This window comes from Streptomyces pseudovenezuelae (assembly GCF_029892565.1).
Classification (GTDB): Bacteria; Actinomycetota; Actinomycetes; order Streptomycetales; family Streptomycetaceae; genus Streptomyces; species Streptomyces pseudovenezuelae_A.
Map to the genome: position 1 here is coordinate 1 of NZ_JARXVH010000012.1, position 16,558 is coordinate 16,558.

Consider the following 16,558-nt stretch of genomic DNA (forward strand, 5'->3'; position numbering starts at 1 on the left):
GCCCTCGTGGCTTGCTTGAGCCGGATGCGGGGAAAGCTCGCACGTCCGGTTCTGAGGGGGCCGGGGATCAGCAATGGTCTCCGGCTACCCGACCAACGTACGCAAGCTCTAGTCCGCGCCCAGCGCCTGCGGCAGCTCGCCCCTCCGTCTTATCCCCAACTTCTTGTACGTGCTGGTGAGATGGGTCTCCACGGTGCGGCGGGCGAGGTGGAGGAGGCCGGCGATCTCCGTGTTCGTGCGCCCCTGGGCTGCTAGTTGGGCGATGCGGCGTTCGCTGCCGGTGAGGGAGCGGGAGCCGGTGCGGACCAGGGCGGGGCGGCGGGCGCCGCCCTCGCGCAGGGCCTCCTCCGCGAGGGTCCGCAGCCGCAACGCGCCCAGGCGCTCGGCTCGTTCGGCCGCCTCCCGCAGACACTCCCGGGCCCGGGCGCCCTCGACGGCGGTCAGTTGCCGGCCCTGTGCGAGGAGGGCCGCCACCAGCTCCGGCTCGGTCGCAGCGGGCGCCGCGCGCAGCAACCGTACGGACTGCTCGGCCAGTTCGAGGCCGCGGCGGCCGCCGGTGACCGTGCCGAGGACCCGCAGGGCGCGGCCCACCGTGCGGGGCGTGCCCCACTCGCGGGCCAGCCGCAGCTCCTCCTCGGCCAGCATGAGCGCCTCTCGGGGGTCGCCGAGCGCGAGCCGGCACTCGGCGGCGGCCGAGCGCCACGGCGTGACCACCGGGCTGATCACATCGCGCGCGGTCTGGCGGCGCCCGCACTCCAGGAAGTCGTGCAGCGCCCCCGCGTGGTCGCCCGCGGCGGCCCGCTGGACTCCGCGCGCGTAGAGGAACCGGTTCAACTCCCAGGAGTCCGGCGCCTCCCGCAGGTCGAAGCCGTCCGCGAGCCGTCGTGCCTCGACGGTGCGGCCGGTCTCCACCAGCGCGATCAGGGTGTGGGCGTGCACGTTGGAGGGTCCGTCGTGCAGCCGGACGGGCGGCTCGACCGGGAGGTCCGCCCACTCGCCGCGCACCGCCGCGATGTCGGCGCGGGTGTTGAGCAGCGCCTGGTGCATCGGGTGCAGCATGCCGGGGCGCTGACCGGCCAGGCCGCGCTCCACGAGCCGGTCCGCCTCGTCGAGTTCGTCGGCCCACTGGGCGATGGTGGCGGCCGTGCCCAGCAGGAATGGCTCGGTCATGGGGTCGGCCGGTTCGGCGAGCAGGTCCCGTACCTGGCGCATGGCGTCCTCCGCCGAGGTCAGTCCGGCGGTCGCCACGAACCGTACGAGCAGCGCGCGGGTGGCCGGGCCGACCAACTCCGGGGCGCTCTGGGCGCGTTCGCACAGGCTTCGGTACACCTCGCGGCGGACCGTCTGGTCCTGCTCGGACAGCAGGGCGGAGGCGCTGTGCAGGATGCCGGCCAGATCGGGGTGGCCGACGAGCTGCTCGTCCACCCCGCGCAGCACCTCCACCGCCGCGCGGGCCCGGCCGCGCCCGGCGAGCGCGGTGCCCAGGGCCATGGCGGCCCGCACCCGGTCCTGCGGCCGGCCGGGCAGTGCCAGCGCCTCGGTGAGCCGGGGTATCCCGGCCGAGGAGCCACGGCCCGCGCACTCCAGGGAGCCCAGCTCGGTCAGCAGCCGCTGCCGGCGTTCGTCGGGCAGCGTCTCGTCCAGGGCCCGGCGCAGATACTCCACGGCGTCGTCGGGGCGGCCGTCGCGCACGGCGAGCGCGCCGGCCTCCTGGAGCACGCCCGGTGCCCAGGCGGTGCCCACCCGGTCGGAGACCAGCAGTTGCCGGGCCACCGCCTCGGTGGGGGCGCCGCGGTGCAGCATGGCCTCGGCGGCGGCCCGGTGCGCGGCGCGCCGCCGGGTCATGGGTACGCCGGTGAGCACCGCGTCCCGCAGCAGCGGATGGGCGTAGCGCGGCCGGCCGTCGGCGTCCGGGCGCAGCAGGCCGAGCCCGGTCATCGCGGTCAGCCAGCCCGCCACCCGCGCCGGGTCAGCCCCCGCCAACTCGGCGAGCAGGTCGCCGAGTTGACCGGCCGGTTCGACGTCCTCGGCGCCGGCCGGCGCGTGGTCCCACCCCTCGTCGAGGGCGGCGAGGGCCCGCGCCACCTCCGCGGTGCCGGGCCCGGCGCTGTCCAGCCACCATGAGACGGCCGCCGAGTACTCCCCGGGGTACAGGGCGGCGGTCGTCTCGGGCACGGGCCGGGGGACGCCGGGGGCGGCGAGGTCGTCAAGGAGGGCACGCAGCAGCAGCGGGCTGCCCGCGCCGGCCCGCACGCAGTCGGCCACCCAGGACGGGCGGGCCGAGGGGAACTTCGCGCGCACCACGAAGGCCGCCCGGTCCGGGGTGAACGGGGCGAGGGTGTGGGTGTGCACGAGCGCCGGCGAGAGGGTGTGGGTCAGGCCCGGTGTGGGCACGTCGATGTCGTACTGGCTGCGTTCGGTGACGGCCAGCAGGACGGGCTGTCGTAATCGGCCCACGTGCCGGGCGATCTCCACGAGCCAGCGGTGGGAGGGGGCGTCGGCGAGGTGGATGTCGTCCACGGCGAGCAGCAGGGGGGACTCGTCGGCGTACGAGCGAAGTACACGGCGCAGCAGGGCGGCCCGGTCGCGTTCGCTCGCCGCGGGGCCGGGTTCGTCGAATTCCGGTACGAGGCCGAGGAGTTGGAGCACGGTGGCGAAGGGTGCGGCGGCATCGCCCGGCGAACAGCGGGCGCGCAGCACGCGCATGCCGTGGGCGGCGGCGTCTGCGGCGGCGGCCTCCAGGACGGTGGTCCGGCCGGTGCCGGTGGCGCCGCGCAGCAGCACCAGGCTCCCGGTGCCGGCCCGGGCGCGGGCCGCCGCGTCCGCCAACAGCGCGGCGGCTTCCCGATGTTCGCGCGGTCGGTCATGGTGCGCCTGGGACATCCCTGCCTCCTTGCTCGGACGTGCCGTGTTCCGCTGTCGAGGACGACCGCAGAAGCTGGTAGGTGACGTGACAAGTCCCACGGCGGCCGGAACCCGTCGTTCGGGAACCGGGCAGTCCACCTCCGTCGTGGTACCCGTACGGCCGATCTCGTGGTGCTGCTCGTGGTGCTCCACGATTGCGCCCGCCCCACCCGCCACACGAGTGTGAGGAGTACACGCCTGTCACCGCCCGCACAGAGGTGGCACGCACGTGGACATAGGGGAAACGCTTGCTCAGCTCATCGCGGACCACGCGCTCCGGGACGGCGGACGTGCCCGAGCGGATACCCGTGGCGGTGCACGCACCCGACCCGATCCTGCGCGAAGGGGCCACCGGGCAGCTGCGCCGGTACCCGGAGATCGAACTGCGCGAGGAGTCCGGCCCCGGCACGGTGGCCCTCCTCGTGGGCGACGTGCTGGACGAGGCCACGCTGACCCGGCTGCGCCGGCTGGTGCGCAGCGAGGGGGCGCGGGCGGTGCTCGTGGTGAGCTCGCTGCGGGAGACCGAGCTGCTCGACGTCATCGAGTGCGGGGTCGGCGCCATCGTGTGGCGGCACGAGGCCACGGCGACCCGGCTGGTGCAGGCCGTGATCGCGGCGGCGCGCGGCGACGGGGACCTGCCGGCCGATCTGCTGGGCCGGCTCATCAACCAGGTCGGGACGCTGCACCGCAGCGCCGCAGGCCGGACCGGCGCACCCTCCTCGGGGCTGACGCCGCGTGAGGTGGATGTGCTGCGGTTGGTCGCCGAGGGACTGGACACCGGAGAGATCGCCGCCAAGCTGTCCTACTCCGAACGCACCGTCAAGAATGTGATGCACGGGTTGACGACCCGACTGCATCTGCGCAACCGGGCGCACGCCGTTGCCCATGCCCTTCGGGAAGGTTACATCTGACCGGAAGGGCAGCCGGGGCCGCCCCCTCGGACAGGGCGTTCTGCCCCGCCGCCGTCCCCTGCGTGCCTGCGGGGGCGGGGCGGGCCGGGGGCAGGATCGGGTAACGGCAGGCCACACACGCGGTTGAGCACGGCAGGGCGGGAGCACGACGGTGATCCACGAAGTGGACGAGGTCCTCAAGGAGCTGCTCGGCGGCGGCGCGCTGACGGGTTCCGGGATCGACGTCGCGCTCGACGCACCGACCCGCGACTGGGCCGCCCGCCGCAACGCCCCCACCATCAACGCCTACTTGTACGACATCCGTGAGGACGTCAATCGGCGGCAGCGCGGACATATGCCGGTGCGCGACGAGCGCGACGTGATCGTGAAGCGGCGGCAACCGCCGCGCTGGTTCCGGCTGTCGTATCTGGTGACGGCGTGGACGAAGCAGCCGCAGGACGAACACCGGCTGCTGTCCGCCGTGTTGGCCACGCTGATCCCGCGCGAGCTGATCGCCCCCGGGGAACTCCCCGGCTCGCTGGGCGCGTTGGGCCTCACGGTCGGCATCTCGGTGGCCGGCATCCAGACCGAGGCGCGCTCCTTGGCCGAAATCTGGTCCGCGCTGGGCGGCGAGCTCAAGCCGTCCCTCGACCTGGTGGTCACCGCGCCCTTCCCGGCCTACCCCGAGTACGACGCCGGCCCGCCCGTCACCGAGGGCGCCGCGGTCCGCGTCCGCACCATGGACGAGGAGCACCCGGTCACCGAGGAACGCGCCCACCGCCCGGCCCACGTGGCCGCCGCCCGCGACGCCCGCACCACGGCACGGCTCGGCAAGGGCCGGGGGACGGACGGCACGTGACGACGCAGATCCCCCAGGCCCAGCCGGGTTCGGCACGCGAGGCCGCGCTGGAGGAAGCCGCTCTGCACGAAGAGGCGCCGCGCGAAGGGGCACCTGACGAAGGGACCCCGCACGAAGAGGCGTCCTACGCACCGACGGAGTCCGACTTCGCAACCGACCTCGCCCCCGCCCCCGCCGTCTCCCTCATTGCCCGGCTCGGCGCGCTGCGTGACCGTGTGGCCGAGCTGGTCGACCTCCGGTCCGCCGACGACCCCACGTCCGCCGATCCGATGCGCGGGCTGTATCTGTCGGACGAAGCGATACGGCACCTGCTGCTCCCGGTGGAACCGGTCCGGGAGGCCTTCGCCGAGGGCCGCCTCGGTGCGCCCGTCGCCCCGCAGGACCGTCTCGTCGCCCTCGCCGGGCGTCTCGGACTGACCGAGTTCGACGCCGTGCTGCTGCTCATCGCGCTCGCGCCCGATCTGGACCGCACCTTCGAGCCGCTGTACGGATACCTGAACGACGACGTCAGCCGGCGTCGGGCCACGGTCGCCCTCGCGCTGGACCTGCTCGGAGTGCCCGTGCACTCGGCCGGCTCCCGGGCGCGGTTCCATGCGACGGCCCCCTTGTCGACGCTCGGGTTGCTCACCGTGGAGGAGCCCGAGCGTCCTTTCCTCAGCCGGTCGTTGCGGGTGCCCGACCGGCTCGTGGCGCATCTGCTCGGCGACGACACCCCGGACGCGACGCTCACCGGCCACCTGCACCCGCTGCCGGCGCCGCCTCCCTCGTATGACCCCCAAGAGCCGTTCCTGGACGGAGAGTTCGCGCCCTTCGTGCACCGGCTGACCGCCTCTCTCACCGCCGGCCCGCTCACCGTCTACCTCCGTGAGCGGCGCGAGGGCGAGGGGCTCGCCTGTGTCGCCGCCGCACTGGACACCGCAGGCATGCCGGCGCTGCGCTTCTCGGGTCCCGAGGACCGGGTGCCCGACCTCCTGCGAGAAGCGCGGCTGAGCGGTCGCGCGATCGTCGTCTCCGGGCTGCCGGACCAACCGGCCGGGCTGATGCGGGAGTTGATGAGCGCCGCCGACGTGTCCGTGCTGGTCACCGGGCCCCGCCCGTACGACCCCCAATGGTGCGAGCACGACCCGCTCGTGCTGGACGTGCCCGCGCAGCAGGCGGAGGCGGTACGCACCTGGTCGGCCGCCCTGGGCGAGGAGCCCGACTTCGATCTGGCCGCCGTCGTCGCCCCGTACCACCTCTCCGGCGACCGCATCGCGCGCGCCGCGCAGGCCGCCCGCCAGCTCGCCCGCTTCGACGGGACCGCGCTCTCCCCCGCACATCTGCGCCTGGGCGCCCGACAGCAGTCCGCGTCGGGCCTTGAGCAGCACGCACGCCGTATCCACCCCGCCGTCGACTGGCAGGACCTGGTCCTGCCCGACCGGCCCCTCACCCAGTTGCGCGAACTCGCCCTGCGCGCCCGGCATCGCGACCGCGTCCTCGGCGACTGGCGGCTCAGCGCGGGCGGCGGCCGGGGCCGGGGTGTGCTCGGGCTGTTCGCGGGCGAGTCCGGCACTGGCAAGACGCTGTCGGCGGAGGTGGTCGCCGCCGAACTGGGTCTCGACCTCTACGTCGTCCAACTCTCGTCCGTGGTCGACAAATACGTCGGCGAGACCGAGAAGAACCTGGAGCGCATCTTCTCCGAGGCCGACCGCACCGACGCCGTGCTCCTCTTCGACGAGGCCGACGCCGTGTTCGGCAAGCGGTCCGAGGTGAAGGACTCACACGACCGGTACGCCAACATGGAGAGCGCCTATCTGCTCCAGCGGCTGGAGTCCTTCCACGGCATCGCCCTGCTCACCACCAACCTGCGCGCCAACATCGACGAGGCGTTCACCCGGCGCCTGGACCTGGTGGTCGACTTCCCGTTCCCGGACCGCCACCAGCGGCTCGCCCTGTGGCGGCAGAGCCTGTCCCACGTGCCGTGTGCCGGCGAGCTCGAACTCGGGCCGGTGGCCGCCGACTTCGAGCTGGCCGGCGGCTCCATCCGCAGCGCCGTGGTGACCGCCGCGTACCTCGCCGCGGCCCGCGACGACCTCGTCACCGGGGCCGACCTCCTGGAGGGCGCCCGGCGCGAGTACCGCAAGGCGGGCCGACTGGTGCCGGGCGAAGGCTCCTGGTAACCGGGGCACTTGGCGACGGCGGCGGCCGGGCTCCCCCTCGGCCGCCACCGGTCTCGGTCAGTCCTGCACGCGCCATTTCTGGTTGGGCGTGCCGGAGCAGGTCCACAGCTGGAGCTTGGTCCCCTTGGCGGTCCCGTTGTCCTTGGCGTCCACGCACTTGTCGGCCTGCGGGTTCACCAGGTCGCCGGCCTGGCTCAGCACGAACTGCTGGGCCGGGTTGCCGCTGCACCGGGCGAGCTGGATGTGCGCCCCGTCGTCCTTGGAGCCCCACGCCACGTCCATGCACATGCCGACGGAGCGCACGGTGCCGTCGCCGCGGAAGTCCCACTTCTGGTTGGCGGCGGTGTCCGCGCAGTCCCAGAGCTGAAGTTGGGTGCCGTCCTTGCCCTTGCCGTTCTGCGCGCCGGGGACGTAGATGCAGCGGTTCGAGCCCTGTCCGATGATGAGCTGACCCACCACCTTGGCGGTCTTCTTCGGCTTGGGCTTCGACTCGGTCGACGGCTTCTTCCCGCCGCCCGTCGAGCCCGAGGAACCGGACGAGTCGGTGTTCCCCGAGCCGCCCGACCCGTTGTCCGACTCCTCCTCGGTCGCCAGCGGAACGGACGGCTCCGGAGCCGCCTGGGCGAGGTCGGGAGAGGCCTGTGACGAAGGAGCGAGGGTGTTGCCGGCCACGACGGGCTTCGGTTTGGCGGCGGTGCCGACCTGGGGCTTGTAGGCGATCCAGAACATCGTGAAGGCGAGAGCGAGGGCGAAGAAGAGGCCGAAGAAGGTCGCCAGCCAGCGGGGCAGGAACCCGCGCTGGAGGTAAGTCCCCTCCACGGGAAGGGGGTTGGCGCCCGACCGCAGTACCGACAGGGTGTACGGCCGCTGTTCCTTCGACCCGAACCAGATGATCTTGCGCGGCTTCAGTGTCGTCTTCACGAAGGCGGCCCGCCCCGGCTCGATCTGCACATTGCTCGGGTAGATCTCGTACGCGAGATGGTCACCGTGGTCGTTGCCGCTGATCGACGCCGTCAGCTTCGTGTTGCCGATGTTGTCGATCGCCAGCCTCGGCCGCCCACGAAAACGCCCCTTCACAGTGGGGGGCACCAATTCGGCCCGCACCTCCGTGAACGGAGTGATCGTCAGGTTCCCCTCGGGAACGGTCGTCGCCTCCGGATGCTCGGTCGGCGTGATCCGTACCGCGTACGGGTTCGGTCCCGCCGCCGCGTCAGGCGTGCGCGGTGGGGAGAACGTCAGATCCACCGACCCCGTCGTCCCGGGGTACAGCCGGAGCGTCGGCGGCTCCACCGTCGTCCAGGGCGCCACCGGCCCCACCGCCTCGAAGCGGTACTCGTCCACCACGTCACCGGTGTTGCGCAGGCGCAGCCGCACACGCGTGCTGCCGCCCGGGTCAACCGTCGCGGAAGCGGGTTCCAGAGAAGTCCACAGAGCGGTCACGTCATCCCTCCGTCGGGTGGACGATCCGCCACTCCTGGTCGTCGGTGGTGGAGCAGTCGAAAAGAGTGAGATTGAGGTCGTTGGCGGTGCTGCTGTGCCCGTCCACGTCAAGGCACTTGTTGTTGCCGGCGAAGTTGCGGATCCAGTAGGCGCCGCTCTCCTGCTTGTCGATCCACCACAGCTGGTTGTCGGCGGTCGTACCGTCGCAGGTGAACTCGGTGATCTTCGTGCGGATCGGCTGTGCCCCGTAGTACGGCAGATCCATGCAGAGCTGGTCCTTCACATTGCGGATCTGGAAGAGCGGACGGCTGCCGGGGCCGCCCTTCGCGTACTTCACCTCAAGGTTCCAGAGCTGGTTGTCGTGGCTGGTGCCGTCGCAGATGTACTGGCGCACCGGACCGTTGATCGTGCCCTTGTCGAAGTTCGGGATGTCCGCGCACTTGTTGGTCGTCGCGTTGCGCAGCAGGACGTTCGTCGCCGGCACCACGGGCTTCGGGGCCTTCTTCTTGGGCGGGGCCTGTGAATTGCCGCCTCCACCACCGCCCCCGCCGCCGGCCTGCTCGGTCTGCCCACCGCCGGTCTGCGCCGGAGCGGACGGCTCCGGAGCGGGGGGCGTGAGAACCGGACTCGGGGTCGGGGTGGGCGTGAGGGCGTTGCCTGCCTCGACGGGCTTCGGCCTGGCGCCGGTACCGACCTGGGGCTTGTAGGCGATCCACAGCATCGCGAAGGTGATCGCCAGGGCGAAGAAGATGCCGAAGAAGGTGGCCAGCCAGCGGGGCAGGAACCCGCGCTGGAGGTAAGTCCCTTCCACCGGATGGGGGTTGGCGCCCGACCGCAGGACGGAGAGTGTGTACGGCCGCTGCTCCTTCGGGCCGAACCAGATGATCTTGCGCGGCTTCAGCGTCGTCTTCACGAACGCCGCGCGACCCGGCTCGATCTGCACATTGCTCGGGTAGATCTCGTACGCGAGTTGATCACCGTGGTCGTTGCCGCTGATCGACGCCGTCAGCTTCGTGTTGCCGATGTTGTCGATCGCCAGCCTCGGCCGCCCACGAAAACGCCCCTTCACCGTCGGCGGCACCAACTCGGCCCGCACCTGCGTGAATGGAGTGATCGTCAGGTTCCCCTCGGGGACGGTCGTCGCCTCAGGGTGCTCGGTGGGCATGATGCGGATCGCGTAGGGGTTCGGTCCCGCTGTCGCATCCGGCGTGCGCGGCGGGGAGAACGTCAGATCCACCAACCCCGTCGTCCCGGGGTACAGCCGGAGCGTCGGAGGCTCCACCGTCGTCCAGGGCCCAACCCGGCCCACCGGCTCGAAGCGGTACTCGTCCACCACGTCACCGGTGTTGCGCAACCGAAGCCGCACGCGCGTACTGCCGCCCGGATCAACCGTCGCGGAAGCGGGTTCGAGTGAGGTCCACAGGGTCATGGCGTCACACCGTCAGCTTGATGGCTTCGATCCAGTGGTTGTTGTTGAAGTTGCCGGCGGTGTTGAGCCCCGGGCGGGCACCGTTGCAGACCTGGCTGCTCCAGTCCTGTTCGACCTGCTTGACGCTGTTGCAGAGCTGACCGGAGCCGACGTTCCAGACGAAGGTCACCATGTACGGGGCGTCCTTCGCCGTGCTGCCGACGTAGTTGTCCTTGCGGTCCGCGATGACGGCCGTCCACTTGGGCAGCCAGCTGCCCTGGCCGTTGGTCGACTGGGGGTTGTGCACCATGGCCGTGCCGGCGGAACCCTCCACGTTGTACACCGCGATGTTGAGAGCCGTGACCTGCTTGCCCTGGCCGACGGTGCCGCCGATGGTGCCGTCGCACACCGGCTTCTGCCAGCCCACGCCGAAGACGAACGCGCGGTAGCAGACGTGCCGTCCGCCGGGGTCGCTCTTGGCCAGGCGTTTCACGGCGGTCGCCGCCGTGTCCGCCTTGGGCTTGGCGGTCACCGTGGCCTTGGCCCCGCCGCCTCCGCCGGACCCGCTCCCCCCGGCCGCCGCGCCGGAGTCGGCGGCCGGCGGTGCGCTGGTCACCGAAGGGGCCGCCGGTATCACCGGAGCGGCACTCGCCGAGGGGGTGGGCGTGAGGGCGTTGCCTGCCTCGACGGGCTTCGGCCTGGCGCCGGTACCGACCTGGGGCTTGTAGGCGATCCACAGCATCGCGAAGGTGATCGCCAGGGCGAAGAAGATGCCGAAGAAGGTGGCCAGCCAGCGGGGCAGGAACCCGCGCTGGAGGTAAGTCCCTTCCACCGGATGGGGGTTGGCGCCCGACCGCAGGACGGAGAGTGTGTACGGCCGCTGCTCCTTCGGACCGAACCAGATGATCTTGCGCGGCTTCAGTGTCGTCTTCACGAAGGCCGCGCGACCCGGCTCGATCTGCACATTGCTCGGGTAGATGTCGTACGCGAGTTGATCGCCGTGGTCGTTGCCGCTGATCGACGCCGTCAGCTTCGTGTTGCCGATGTTGTCGATCGCCAGCTTCGGCCGCCCCCGGAAACGCCCCTTCACGGTCGGCGGCACCAACTCCGCGCGCACCTCCGTGAACGGAGTGATCGTCAGATTCCCCTCGGGAACGGTCGTCGCCTCAGGGTGCTCGGTCGGCGTGATCCGTACCGCGTACGGGTTGGGGCCCGCCGTCGCGTCGGGCGTGCGCGGTGGAGCGAACGTCAGATCCACGGTGCCGGTCGTCCCCGGGTACAGGCGGAGCATCTGCGGCTCCACCCTCGTCCACGGGGACACCGGCCCCACCGCCTCGAAGCGGTACTCGTCCACCACGTCACCGGTGTTGCGCAACCGAAGCCGCACGCGCGTACTGCCGCCCGGATCAACCGTCGCGGAAGCGGGTTCCAGAGAAGTCCACAGGCTCACAGCGTCACGTTAGGTGGGGTCGGTGGTGCCGGTCAGGAGGCTTTGGGGCACATCGGGTGACCGGCGGGGCACAGTGGTGACGGTCAGTTGTCCTTGAGGTCGTCGAGTCCCGGCCTCGCGCGGGGGCCGGTCGAGTAGGGCCGCATGGTCATGTATCGCCGGCTGTTGCCGTCCTGGAAGTCCAGCTTGTCGAGCGAGGTCCGCGCCCCCATGGAACGGTGGGCGGACAGGCCGACCTCGTCGCGGGTGATCTCCGTGACGCTCGGGTCGCGGCGCGCGCCTGTTGTCGAGCCAGCTCTCCATGTTGGCCAGCGCCTCGGCCGTCATCATGACGGCGAGCCGACGGCCCTCGATGTTGTTCCCCCGGCGCTCCTCCTCCTGGCGCTCGTCGCGGCTCGCCGTGGTGGGGTAGGCCCACATCGCGACGGACAGGGCCTTGACGGGCAGCCCGTGGTGCTCGGCGATGACCTCCAGCACGTAGAGCCAGTAGGACGGCCCCTGTTGCACGGCCGGCTTGGTGACCCGCTGCACGGCGCCGGTGGCCGCGGGGGCGGCGGAGCGCGTCGGCGCCGGGATCCACTGCACCGGCGGCACCGAACCGCTCATCACCCGGCGGGCGTTCTCCACCGCCCGGCGTTCGCCCGAGTCGTTCTCGCTGGAGACCTTCACCCCGGTGCCGTGTCATGCACGAGGGCCCGACGCTGCACGGACGGTGTGTGCCCGCAGCCCGCGTCGTGCTCGTGGCGCTCCTCGGCGACGGCCTGGGTCACGGCGGCGTTGCCCGCGAGGCGTTGCAGGTCCAGCATGCGCTGTGCGGGCGTACCCGGTGCCGGGGCGGGGCCGCCGCTCCGCTGATCGCTGTCCTCGCGGACCGGTGTCCCCTGTGCGCACGGCACTCCCTCGAAGCCGCACGCCGGCTCCCCGGCGTTACCGGGCCGTCGGGAGAGCGGGAAGGTCCGCGAGGGCAGCGATGAGGGCAGAAGGGCGGGGCACCGCCGACCGGACTGCCCTTCCGGGCAACCAAGTTGCCCCCGATCAGGCACTGGAGGCCGTTTCGCGGAGAGTTGCGCGCGCGTGAGGGTGGGAGGCGTTCCTGTCTCGTACCCCGAGGAGAGCAGAGCATGCCGTCCTACCTGTCGCCCGGCGTCTACGTCGAGGAGGTGGCCAGCGGTTCGCGCCCCATCGAGGGAGTGGGCACGTCGGTCGCGGCCTTCGTGGGACTCGCCCCGCGCGGCCCGCTGAACGAGCCGACCCTGGTGACCAACTGGACCCAGTACGTGGCGGCCTTCGGTGAGTTCACCGACGGGTACTACCTCGCGCACTCCGTCTACGGCTTCTTCCAGAACGGCGGCACGGCCGCCTACGTCGTCCGAGTCGGCGGTGCCCCGGGCGCCTCCACCGGGAACGGCGCCGGCCCCGCCGCGGTCACCGGCTCCTCCGCCCCGGCGGCGCTCCCCGCGGGCGAGCCCCGCCAGTTGGGCACCTTCTCCGTGACGGCGCTCACCTCCGGCAGCAGCGGCCCGCTGAGCGTCGAGGTCGCGGACGCCGAGGGCGAGGGCCCGGCCGAGCGGTTCAAGCTGCTCGTCAAGGACGGCGAGAAGACCGTCGAGAACTTCGACGTGACCGCGAAGAAGGGTGGCCGCAACTACGTGGTCACGCAGGTGAAGGAGCGCTCCAAGCTCATCACCGTGACCGAGGCCGCGCCGTCCGCGCAGTTGGCCCGTCCGGACAACCAGACGCTGGCCCTGGTCTCCCCGGCCGCCGCGTCGGCCACCCCGGACAGCCCCGCCGAGGCCTCGCACCCCGGCCCGGCCACCTACCTCGGCGACTCCGCCGACCGCACCGGTTTCGGCGGCCTGGAGGCCGTGGACGAGATCTCCATGGTCGCGGTGCCCGACCTGATGGCCGCCTACCAGCGCGGCGCGATCGACCTGGAGGCCGTCAAGGCGGTCCAGTTGGGCCTGATCGCGCACTGCGAGCTGATGGGCGACCGGGTCGCCGTCATCGACCCGCCGCCGAGCCTGAACGCCCGTCAGATCCGGGTGTGGCGACAGGAGACGGCCGGCTACGACTCCAAGTACGCGGCCCTGTACTACCCGTGGATCAAGTCCTTCGACCCCTCCAGCGGCCAGTCCCGGCTGATCCCGCCGAGCGGTCACGTGGCCGGCATCTGGGCGCGCAACGACTCCGAGCGCGGTGTGCACAAGGCGCCCGCCAACGAGGTCGTGCGCGGCGCGGTCGACCTGGAGATGCAGATCACCCGCGGTGAGCAGGACCTGCTCAACCCGATCGGCGTCAACTGCATCCGGTCCTTCCCGGGCCGCGGCATCCGCGTCTGGGGCGCCCGCACCCTCTCCTCCGACCCGGCCTGGCGCTACCTGAACATCCGCCGGTACTTCAACTACCTGGAGGAGTCGATCCTGATCGGCACCCAGTGGGTGGTGTTCGAGCCGAACGACCACGCGCTGTGGGCCCGGATCCGGCGCAACATCTCGGCGTTCCTGGTCAACGAGTGGCGCAGCGGCGCCCTGTTCGGGCAGCGGCCCGAGGAGGCGTACTACGTCAAGTGCGACGAGGAGACCAACCCGCCGGAGTCGGTCGACGTCGGCCGGGTCGTCTGCGAGATCGGCATCGCGCCGGTCAAGCCCGCCGAGTTCGTGATCTTCCGGCTGGCCCAGTTCTCCAGCGGCAACGGGGAGTTGGAGGAGTAGGCAGCCCTGCGCTTCTCCGGTCGTCTTCACCATCCTTAGAAGGACAGCGAATTCATGAGTCTCCAGCCGGGTGACGCCCTCACCTCACATAATTTCGGCCTGCAGATCGACGGTGTGATGGTCGAGTACCTCGCCGAGGTCAGCGGCCTGAGCATCGAGCAGGACGTCATCACGTACCAGCAGAACACCCCCAACGGCCAGAACGTGGTCAAGAACCTGCCGGGTGTGAAGAAGAACGGCACCTGCACGGTCATCCGCGGTATGACCCAGTCGGCCTCGTTCACCCAGTGGATCAACGAGTCCATCTCCGGTCAGATGACGACGGCCCGCAAGAACGCGTCGATCATCATGATGGACTTCCAGAACAACCCGGTGAAGCGCTACCACCTGCGCAACGCCTGGTGCAACAAGATCGACGCGAGCACGGTGAAGGCCGGCGAGGCCGCCGCGCTCACCGAGACCGTCACCATCGCGTTCGAAGAACTGGTCATCGAGTAATGCGTCGTTCGGCTGCCAGGGCCGGCGGCGCCGTCTCGTACTCCGGCGCGGACGCGGCGGCGCCCGCGCCGGAGACGGACGGGGAGTTGACGGCCGTGCAGGCGGCACCGGGTGTACAGACGGCCCCGGCAGCACCACCCGCTCCCGTGCAGCAACCGGAGCCGCTGCGCACGGAGTTCGCCTTCCAACTGCCGCGCGGATACGTCGACGAGGCGGGCACCGTCCACCGGGACGGCGTGATGCGTCTGTCGACGGCACGGGACGAACTGGTCCCGCTGCGGGACGTACGGGTGCAGGAGAACCCGGCGTTCCTCTCGGTGGTGCTGCTGGGCCGGGTCATCACCCGCCTCGGCACGCTGCCGATCGTCCACGACGGCATCGTGGAGAACATGTTCGCCTCCGACCTGGCCTTCCTGCAGGACTTCTACCGCCAGATCAACGCGGAGGGCCACACCCGCGCCGCCGTGCAGTGCCCGCACTGCTCGGAGCCGTTCGAGGTGGAACTCGGCGGGAGCCGCCTGGGGGAATCGTGACGTACGCGACCGACCGGCTGCACGAGGAGATCGCGTACGTCGCCTACCACTTCCACTGGAGCATGGACGAGATCCTCGACCTGGAGCACGCCGACCGCCGCCGCTTCACCGACGAGATCGCGTCCCTGGTGACACGGGCCGGGGCGGAGGGCTGAGCGGTGGGTTTCCTGGACCGGTTGCGCAGGCGGGGTGACTCCGTCGGTGGGCGGGGTGATGGCGACGGTGGCGCGGGCGGGAGCACGGGTGACGGCGAGAACGCCGTCGCCCCCGCACCCGTGTCATTGGGCAGTACGGCACCAGTGCTCGCCTCCTGGCCGGGGTTGCCGCCGATCCAGCGGACCCTGTCTTCGGGGCGCGCGGGGGTCGCCGACGCCGCCTTCGGTGGCCGCCTGCCGACCTGGCAGAACCCGTCGTTCATGGGCACGACGTCCCACGCCGTCCTGGACGGCCACTCCAGCGCTCTCCTCGGCCAGGCGGCCCGCGCGGCGGCGCGTCCGGTGCCGGGCCTCGAACGACCCGCGGGCGCCTTGCCGTTGGCCGGCCCCGAGCCGACACCGACCCCGGTACAGCGGGTACCCGCGGTGCCTTTGCGGGTGCTTCCGCCGTCGGTGCCGGGGGGCCGTCCGGCCGCGAGCGGAAGTCCTACGGCTGGGGCACGAACGCCCGTGGTCGGGCAGGCCGTTCAGCGGGTGGCTCGGGCCAGTGCGTCGCCTACAACGAATCCGATCAGTGCAACCCGCCCAGCCGGCAGTCCCGTTGCGGGCGGAGGTGCGTCGGCTCCCGCTCCTTCCGGAGGTGCGTCGGCGCCGGCTCCTTCCGGAGGTGCGTCGGCGCCCGCTCCTTCCGGAGGTGCGTCGGCGCCCGCTCCTTCCGGAGGTGCGTCGGCGCCCGCTCCTTCCGGAGGTGCCGAGGGCGACGCTCGTACGAGTACACCCTCCATCGGCGCGAGCGGCACGGGCGGAAACACGGTCCCGGTTCAGCGGGTCGCCGCGGTGGGCCCCTCGGCTGTCGCCGCCCCGACACGCGCTGTTCCCGCCGGACCGAGCGCCGCCCCCGTGATGCCGCCGCCGGCATCCGGTCTCCGGGTCAGGAACATCCCGGCTGCCTCACCGTCCCTGCCTCCGCAGTCCCTCACGAGGGCCCGGACCGGTGCTGCGGCGGTACAGCGCCGTACGTTGCCGGTGGCCCCGCGAGCCTCGGCCGGGCCTGCGGCGTCGGGCGCGAAGGCGGCGGCGGGCGGTACGGGTGGGGGTACGGCCGACACGGGCGGATCGGCGGCGCCCTCGGCCGAGAGCGACCGAGCGGGTCGCTCCACGGGTTCCGCGCCGACAGCCCTTTCTGTAGGTGAGGTCGCCGACGTCGTCGTGCAGCGCGCTCCCGGCGACAGCGGCTCCACACCCGTCGACGCCCCGCGTATCGAGGACGCGCCGGGAGTCGTCCCCTCCGCTTCCGGTCCGACGGACACGCCCCCCGTCGTCCAGCGACGCACGGCCACGGGGTCGTCCTCACCGTCCGACGTCGGTCGTACGACGAGGCCGGGCCCCACGCCGACCGCCGCCCCGGCGCAACCGCCTCGCGCGACGGCGGACGCCAACTCCCCTGTTCCGCCTCGCACTTCACCGCCCGTGCAGCAGCCGTCGGCGCCTTCCGGCTCCGCGCCCACTCCCGTGCAGCGCACCACGGCGGCCCCGAGCGGCACTGCAACA

At 72.0% G+C, this 16,558-nt stretch carries 14 protein-coding genes; 7 read left to right on the plus strand and 7 right to left on the minus strand.

Going from position 1 to position 16,558, the window contains the following annotated elements; all coding sequences use genetic code 11:
• Window positions 1-108 precede the first annotated feature (108 nt).
• The gene (locus tag M2283_RS32620) at window positions 109-2,883 is read right to left on the minus strand and encodes a helix-turn-helix transcriptional regulator (RefSeq protein WP_280880067.1); all 2,775 of its coding nucleotides are present in this window, start codon (window positions 2,881-2,883) and stop codon (window positions 109-111) included.
• A gap of 269 nt (window positions 2,884-3,152) precedes the next feature.
• Between M2283_RS32620 and M2283_RS32625 the strand changes: the two genes are divergently transcribed.
• The 3 genes from M2283_RS32625 (at window position 3,153) to M2283_RS32635 (ending at window position 6,812) form a co-directional block, all read left to right on the plus strand.
• Entirely contained in the window at window positions 3,153-3,815 is a 663-nt protein-coding gene (locus M2283_RS32625; RefSeq protein ID WP_280880068.1) for a helix-turn-helix transcriptional regulator, read from the plus strand.
• Window positions 3,816-3,966: 151 nt separating this feature from the next.
• Window positions 3,967-4,653, plus strand: coding sequence for a DUF4255 domain-containing protein (locus tag M2283_RS32630; protein ID WP_280880069.1), 687 nt, complete (start codon window positions 3,967-3,969; stop codon window positions 4,651-4,653).
• 185 nt (window positions 4,654-4,838) lie between these two features.
• Complete coding sequence (locus M2283_RS32635) at window positions 4,839-6,812, plus strand: ATP-binding protein (RefSeq protein ID WP_280880313.1); 1,974 nt, start codon at window positions 4,839-4,841, stop codon at window positions 6,810-6,812.
• Window positions 6,813-6,869: 57 nt separating this feature from the next.
• Here the strand turns inward: M2283_RS32635 and M2283_RS32640 are convergent, their stop codons facing one another.
• From M2283_RS32640 to M2283_RS32660, 5 genes are read right to left on the minus strand one after another with little or no spacing between them, the layout of a single operon-like run.
• A complete protein-coding gene (locus M2283_RS32640; protein WP_280880070.1) occupies window positions 6,870-8,252 on the minus strand; it encodes a ricin-type beta-trefoil lectin domain protein in 1,383 nt (460 codons plus the stop codon).
• Between the two features lies 1 nt (window position 8,253).
• Window positions 8,254-9,681 (minus strand): RICIN domain-containing protein, encoded by a 1,428-nt coding sequence (locus M2283_RS32645; RefSeq protein ID WP_280880071.1) that lies wholly within the window; start codon window positions 9,679-9,681, stop codon window positions 8,254-8,256.
• A 4-nt stretch (window positions 9,682-9,685) separates the two neighbouring features.
• Window positions 9,686-11,110: a hydrolase gene (locus tag M2283_RS32650; protein WP_280880072.1), complete on the minus strand. Its 1,425-nt coding sequence runs from the start codon at window positions 11,108-11,110 to the stop codon at window positions 9,686-9,688.
• Window positions 11,111-11,119: 9 nt separating this feature from the next.
• On the minus strand, window positions 11,120-11,779 hold the full coding sequence (locus M2283_RS32655) for a hypothetical protein (RefSeq protein ID WP_280880073.1): 660 nt from the start codon (window positions 11,777-11,779) through the stop codon (window positions 11,120-11,122).
• A complete protein-coding gene (locus tag M2283_RS32660; protein WP_280880074.1) occupies window positions 11,776-11,916 on the minus strand; it encodes a hypothetical protein in 141 nt (46 codons plus the stop codon). Before M2283_RS32660 ends, M2283_RS32655 begins: the two co-directional genes overlap by 4 nt.
• A 315-nt stretch (window positions 11,917-12,231) precedes the next feature.
• Here M2283_RS32660 and M2283_RS32665 point away from each other — a divergent pair, with 315 nt between their 5' ends.
• The 4 genes from M2283_RS32665 to M2283_RS32680 are packed head-to-tail and all read left to right on the plus strand — an operon-like array spanning window position 12,232 to window position 15,007.
• Entirely contained in the window at window positions 12,232-13,821 is a 1,590-nt protein-coding gene (locus M2283_RS32665; protein ID WP_280880075.1) for a phage tail sheath subtilisin-like domain-containing protein, read from the plus strand.
• A 54-nt stretch (window positions 13,822-13,875) separates the two neighbouring features.
• The gene (locus M2283_RS32670; protein ID WP_123997412.1) at window positions 13,876-14,319 is read left to right on the plus strand and encodes a phage tail protein; all 444 of its coding nucleotides are present in this window, start codon (window positions 13,876-13,878) and stop codon (window positions 14,317-14,319) included.
• On the plus strand, window positions 14,319-14,852 hold the full coding sequence (locus tag M2283_RS32675; protein ID WP_280880076.1) for a hypothetical protein: 534 nt from the start codon (window positions 14,319-14,321) through the stop codon (window positions 14,850-14,852). Before M2283_RS32670 ends, M2283_RS32675 begins: the two co-directional genes overlap by 1 nt.
• Complete coding sequence (locus M2283_RS32680) at window positions 14,849-15,007, plus strand: DUF6760 family protein (RefSeq protein ID WP_185146030.1); 159 nt, start codon at window positions 14,849-14,851, stop codon at window positions 15,005-15,007. Before M2283_RS32675 ends, M2283_RS32680 begins: the two co-directional genes overlap by 4 nt.
• Before the next feature lie 821 nt (window positions 15,008-15,828).
• On the opposite strand, the gene M2283_RS32685 is transcribed toward M2283_RS32680, so the two are convergent.
• Entirely contained in the window at window positions 15,829-16,551 is a 723-nt protein-coding gene (locus tag M2283_RS32685; RefSeq protein WP_280880077.1) for a hypothetical protein, read from the minus strand.
• Window positions 16,552-16,558 lie beyond the last annotated feature (7 nt).

Bases quoted from the DNA above. Each gene is read 5' to 3' on its own strand.
- M2283_RS32620 (WP_280880067.1), bottom strand. From the start codon at position 2,883: ATGTCCCAGGCGCACCATGACCGACCGCGCGAACATCGGGAAGCCGCC.
- M2283_RS32665 (WP_280880075.1), top strand. From the start codon at position 12,232: ATGCCGTCCTACCTGTCGCCCGGCGTCTACGTCGAGGAGGTGGCCAGC.
- M2283_RS32660 (WP_280880074.1), bottom strand. From the start codon at position 11,916: ATGCTGGACCTGCAACGCCTCGCGGGCAACGCCGCCGTGACCCAGGCC.
- M2283_RS32675 (WP_280880076.1), top strand. From the start codon at position 14,319: ATGCGTCGTTCGGCTGCCAGGGCCGGCGGCGCCGTCTCGTACTCCGGC.
- M2283_RS32645 (WP_280880071.1), bottom strand. From the start codon at position 9,681: ATGACCCTGTGGACCTCACTCGAACCCGCTTCCGCGACGGTTGATCCG.
- M2283_RS32670 (WP_123997412.1), top strand. From the start codon at position 13,876: ATGAGTCTCCAGCCGGGTGACGCCCTCACCTCACATAATTTCGGCCTG.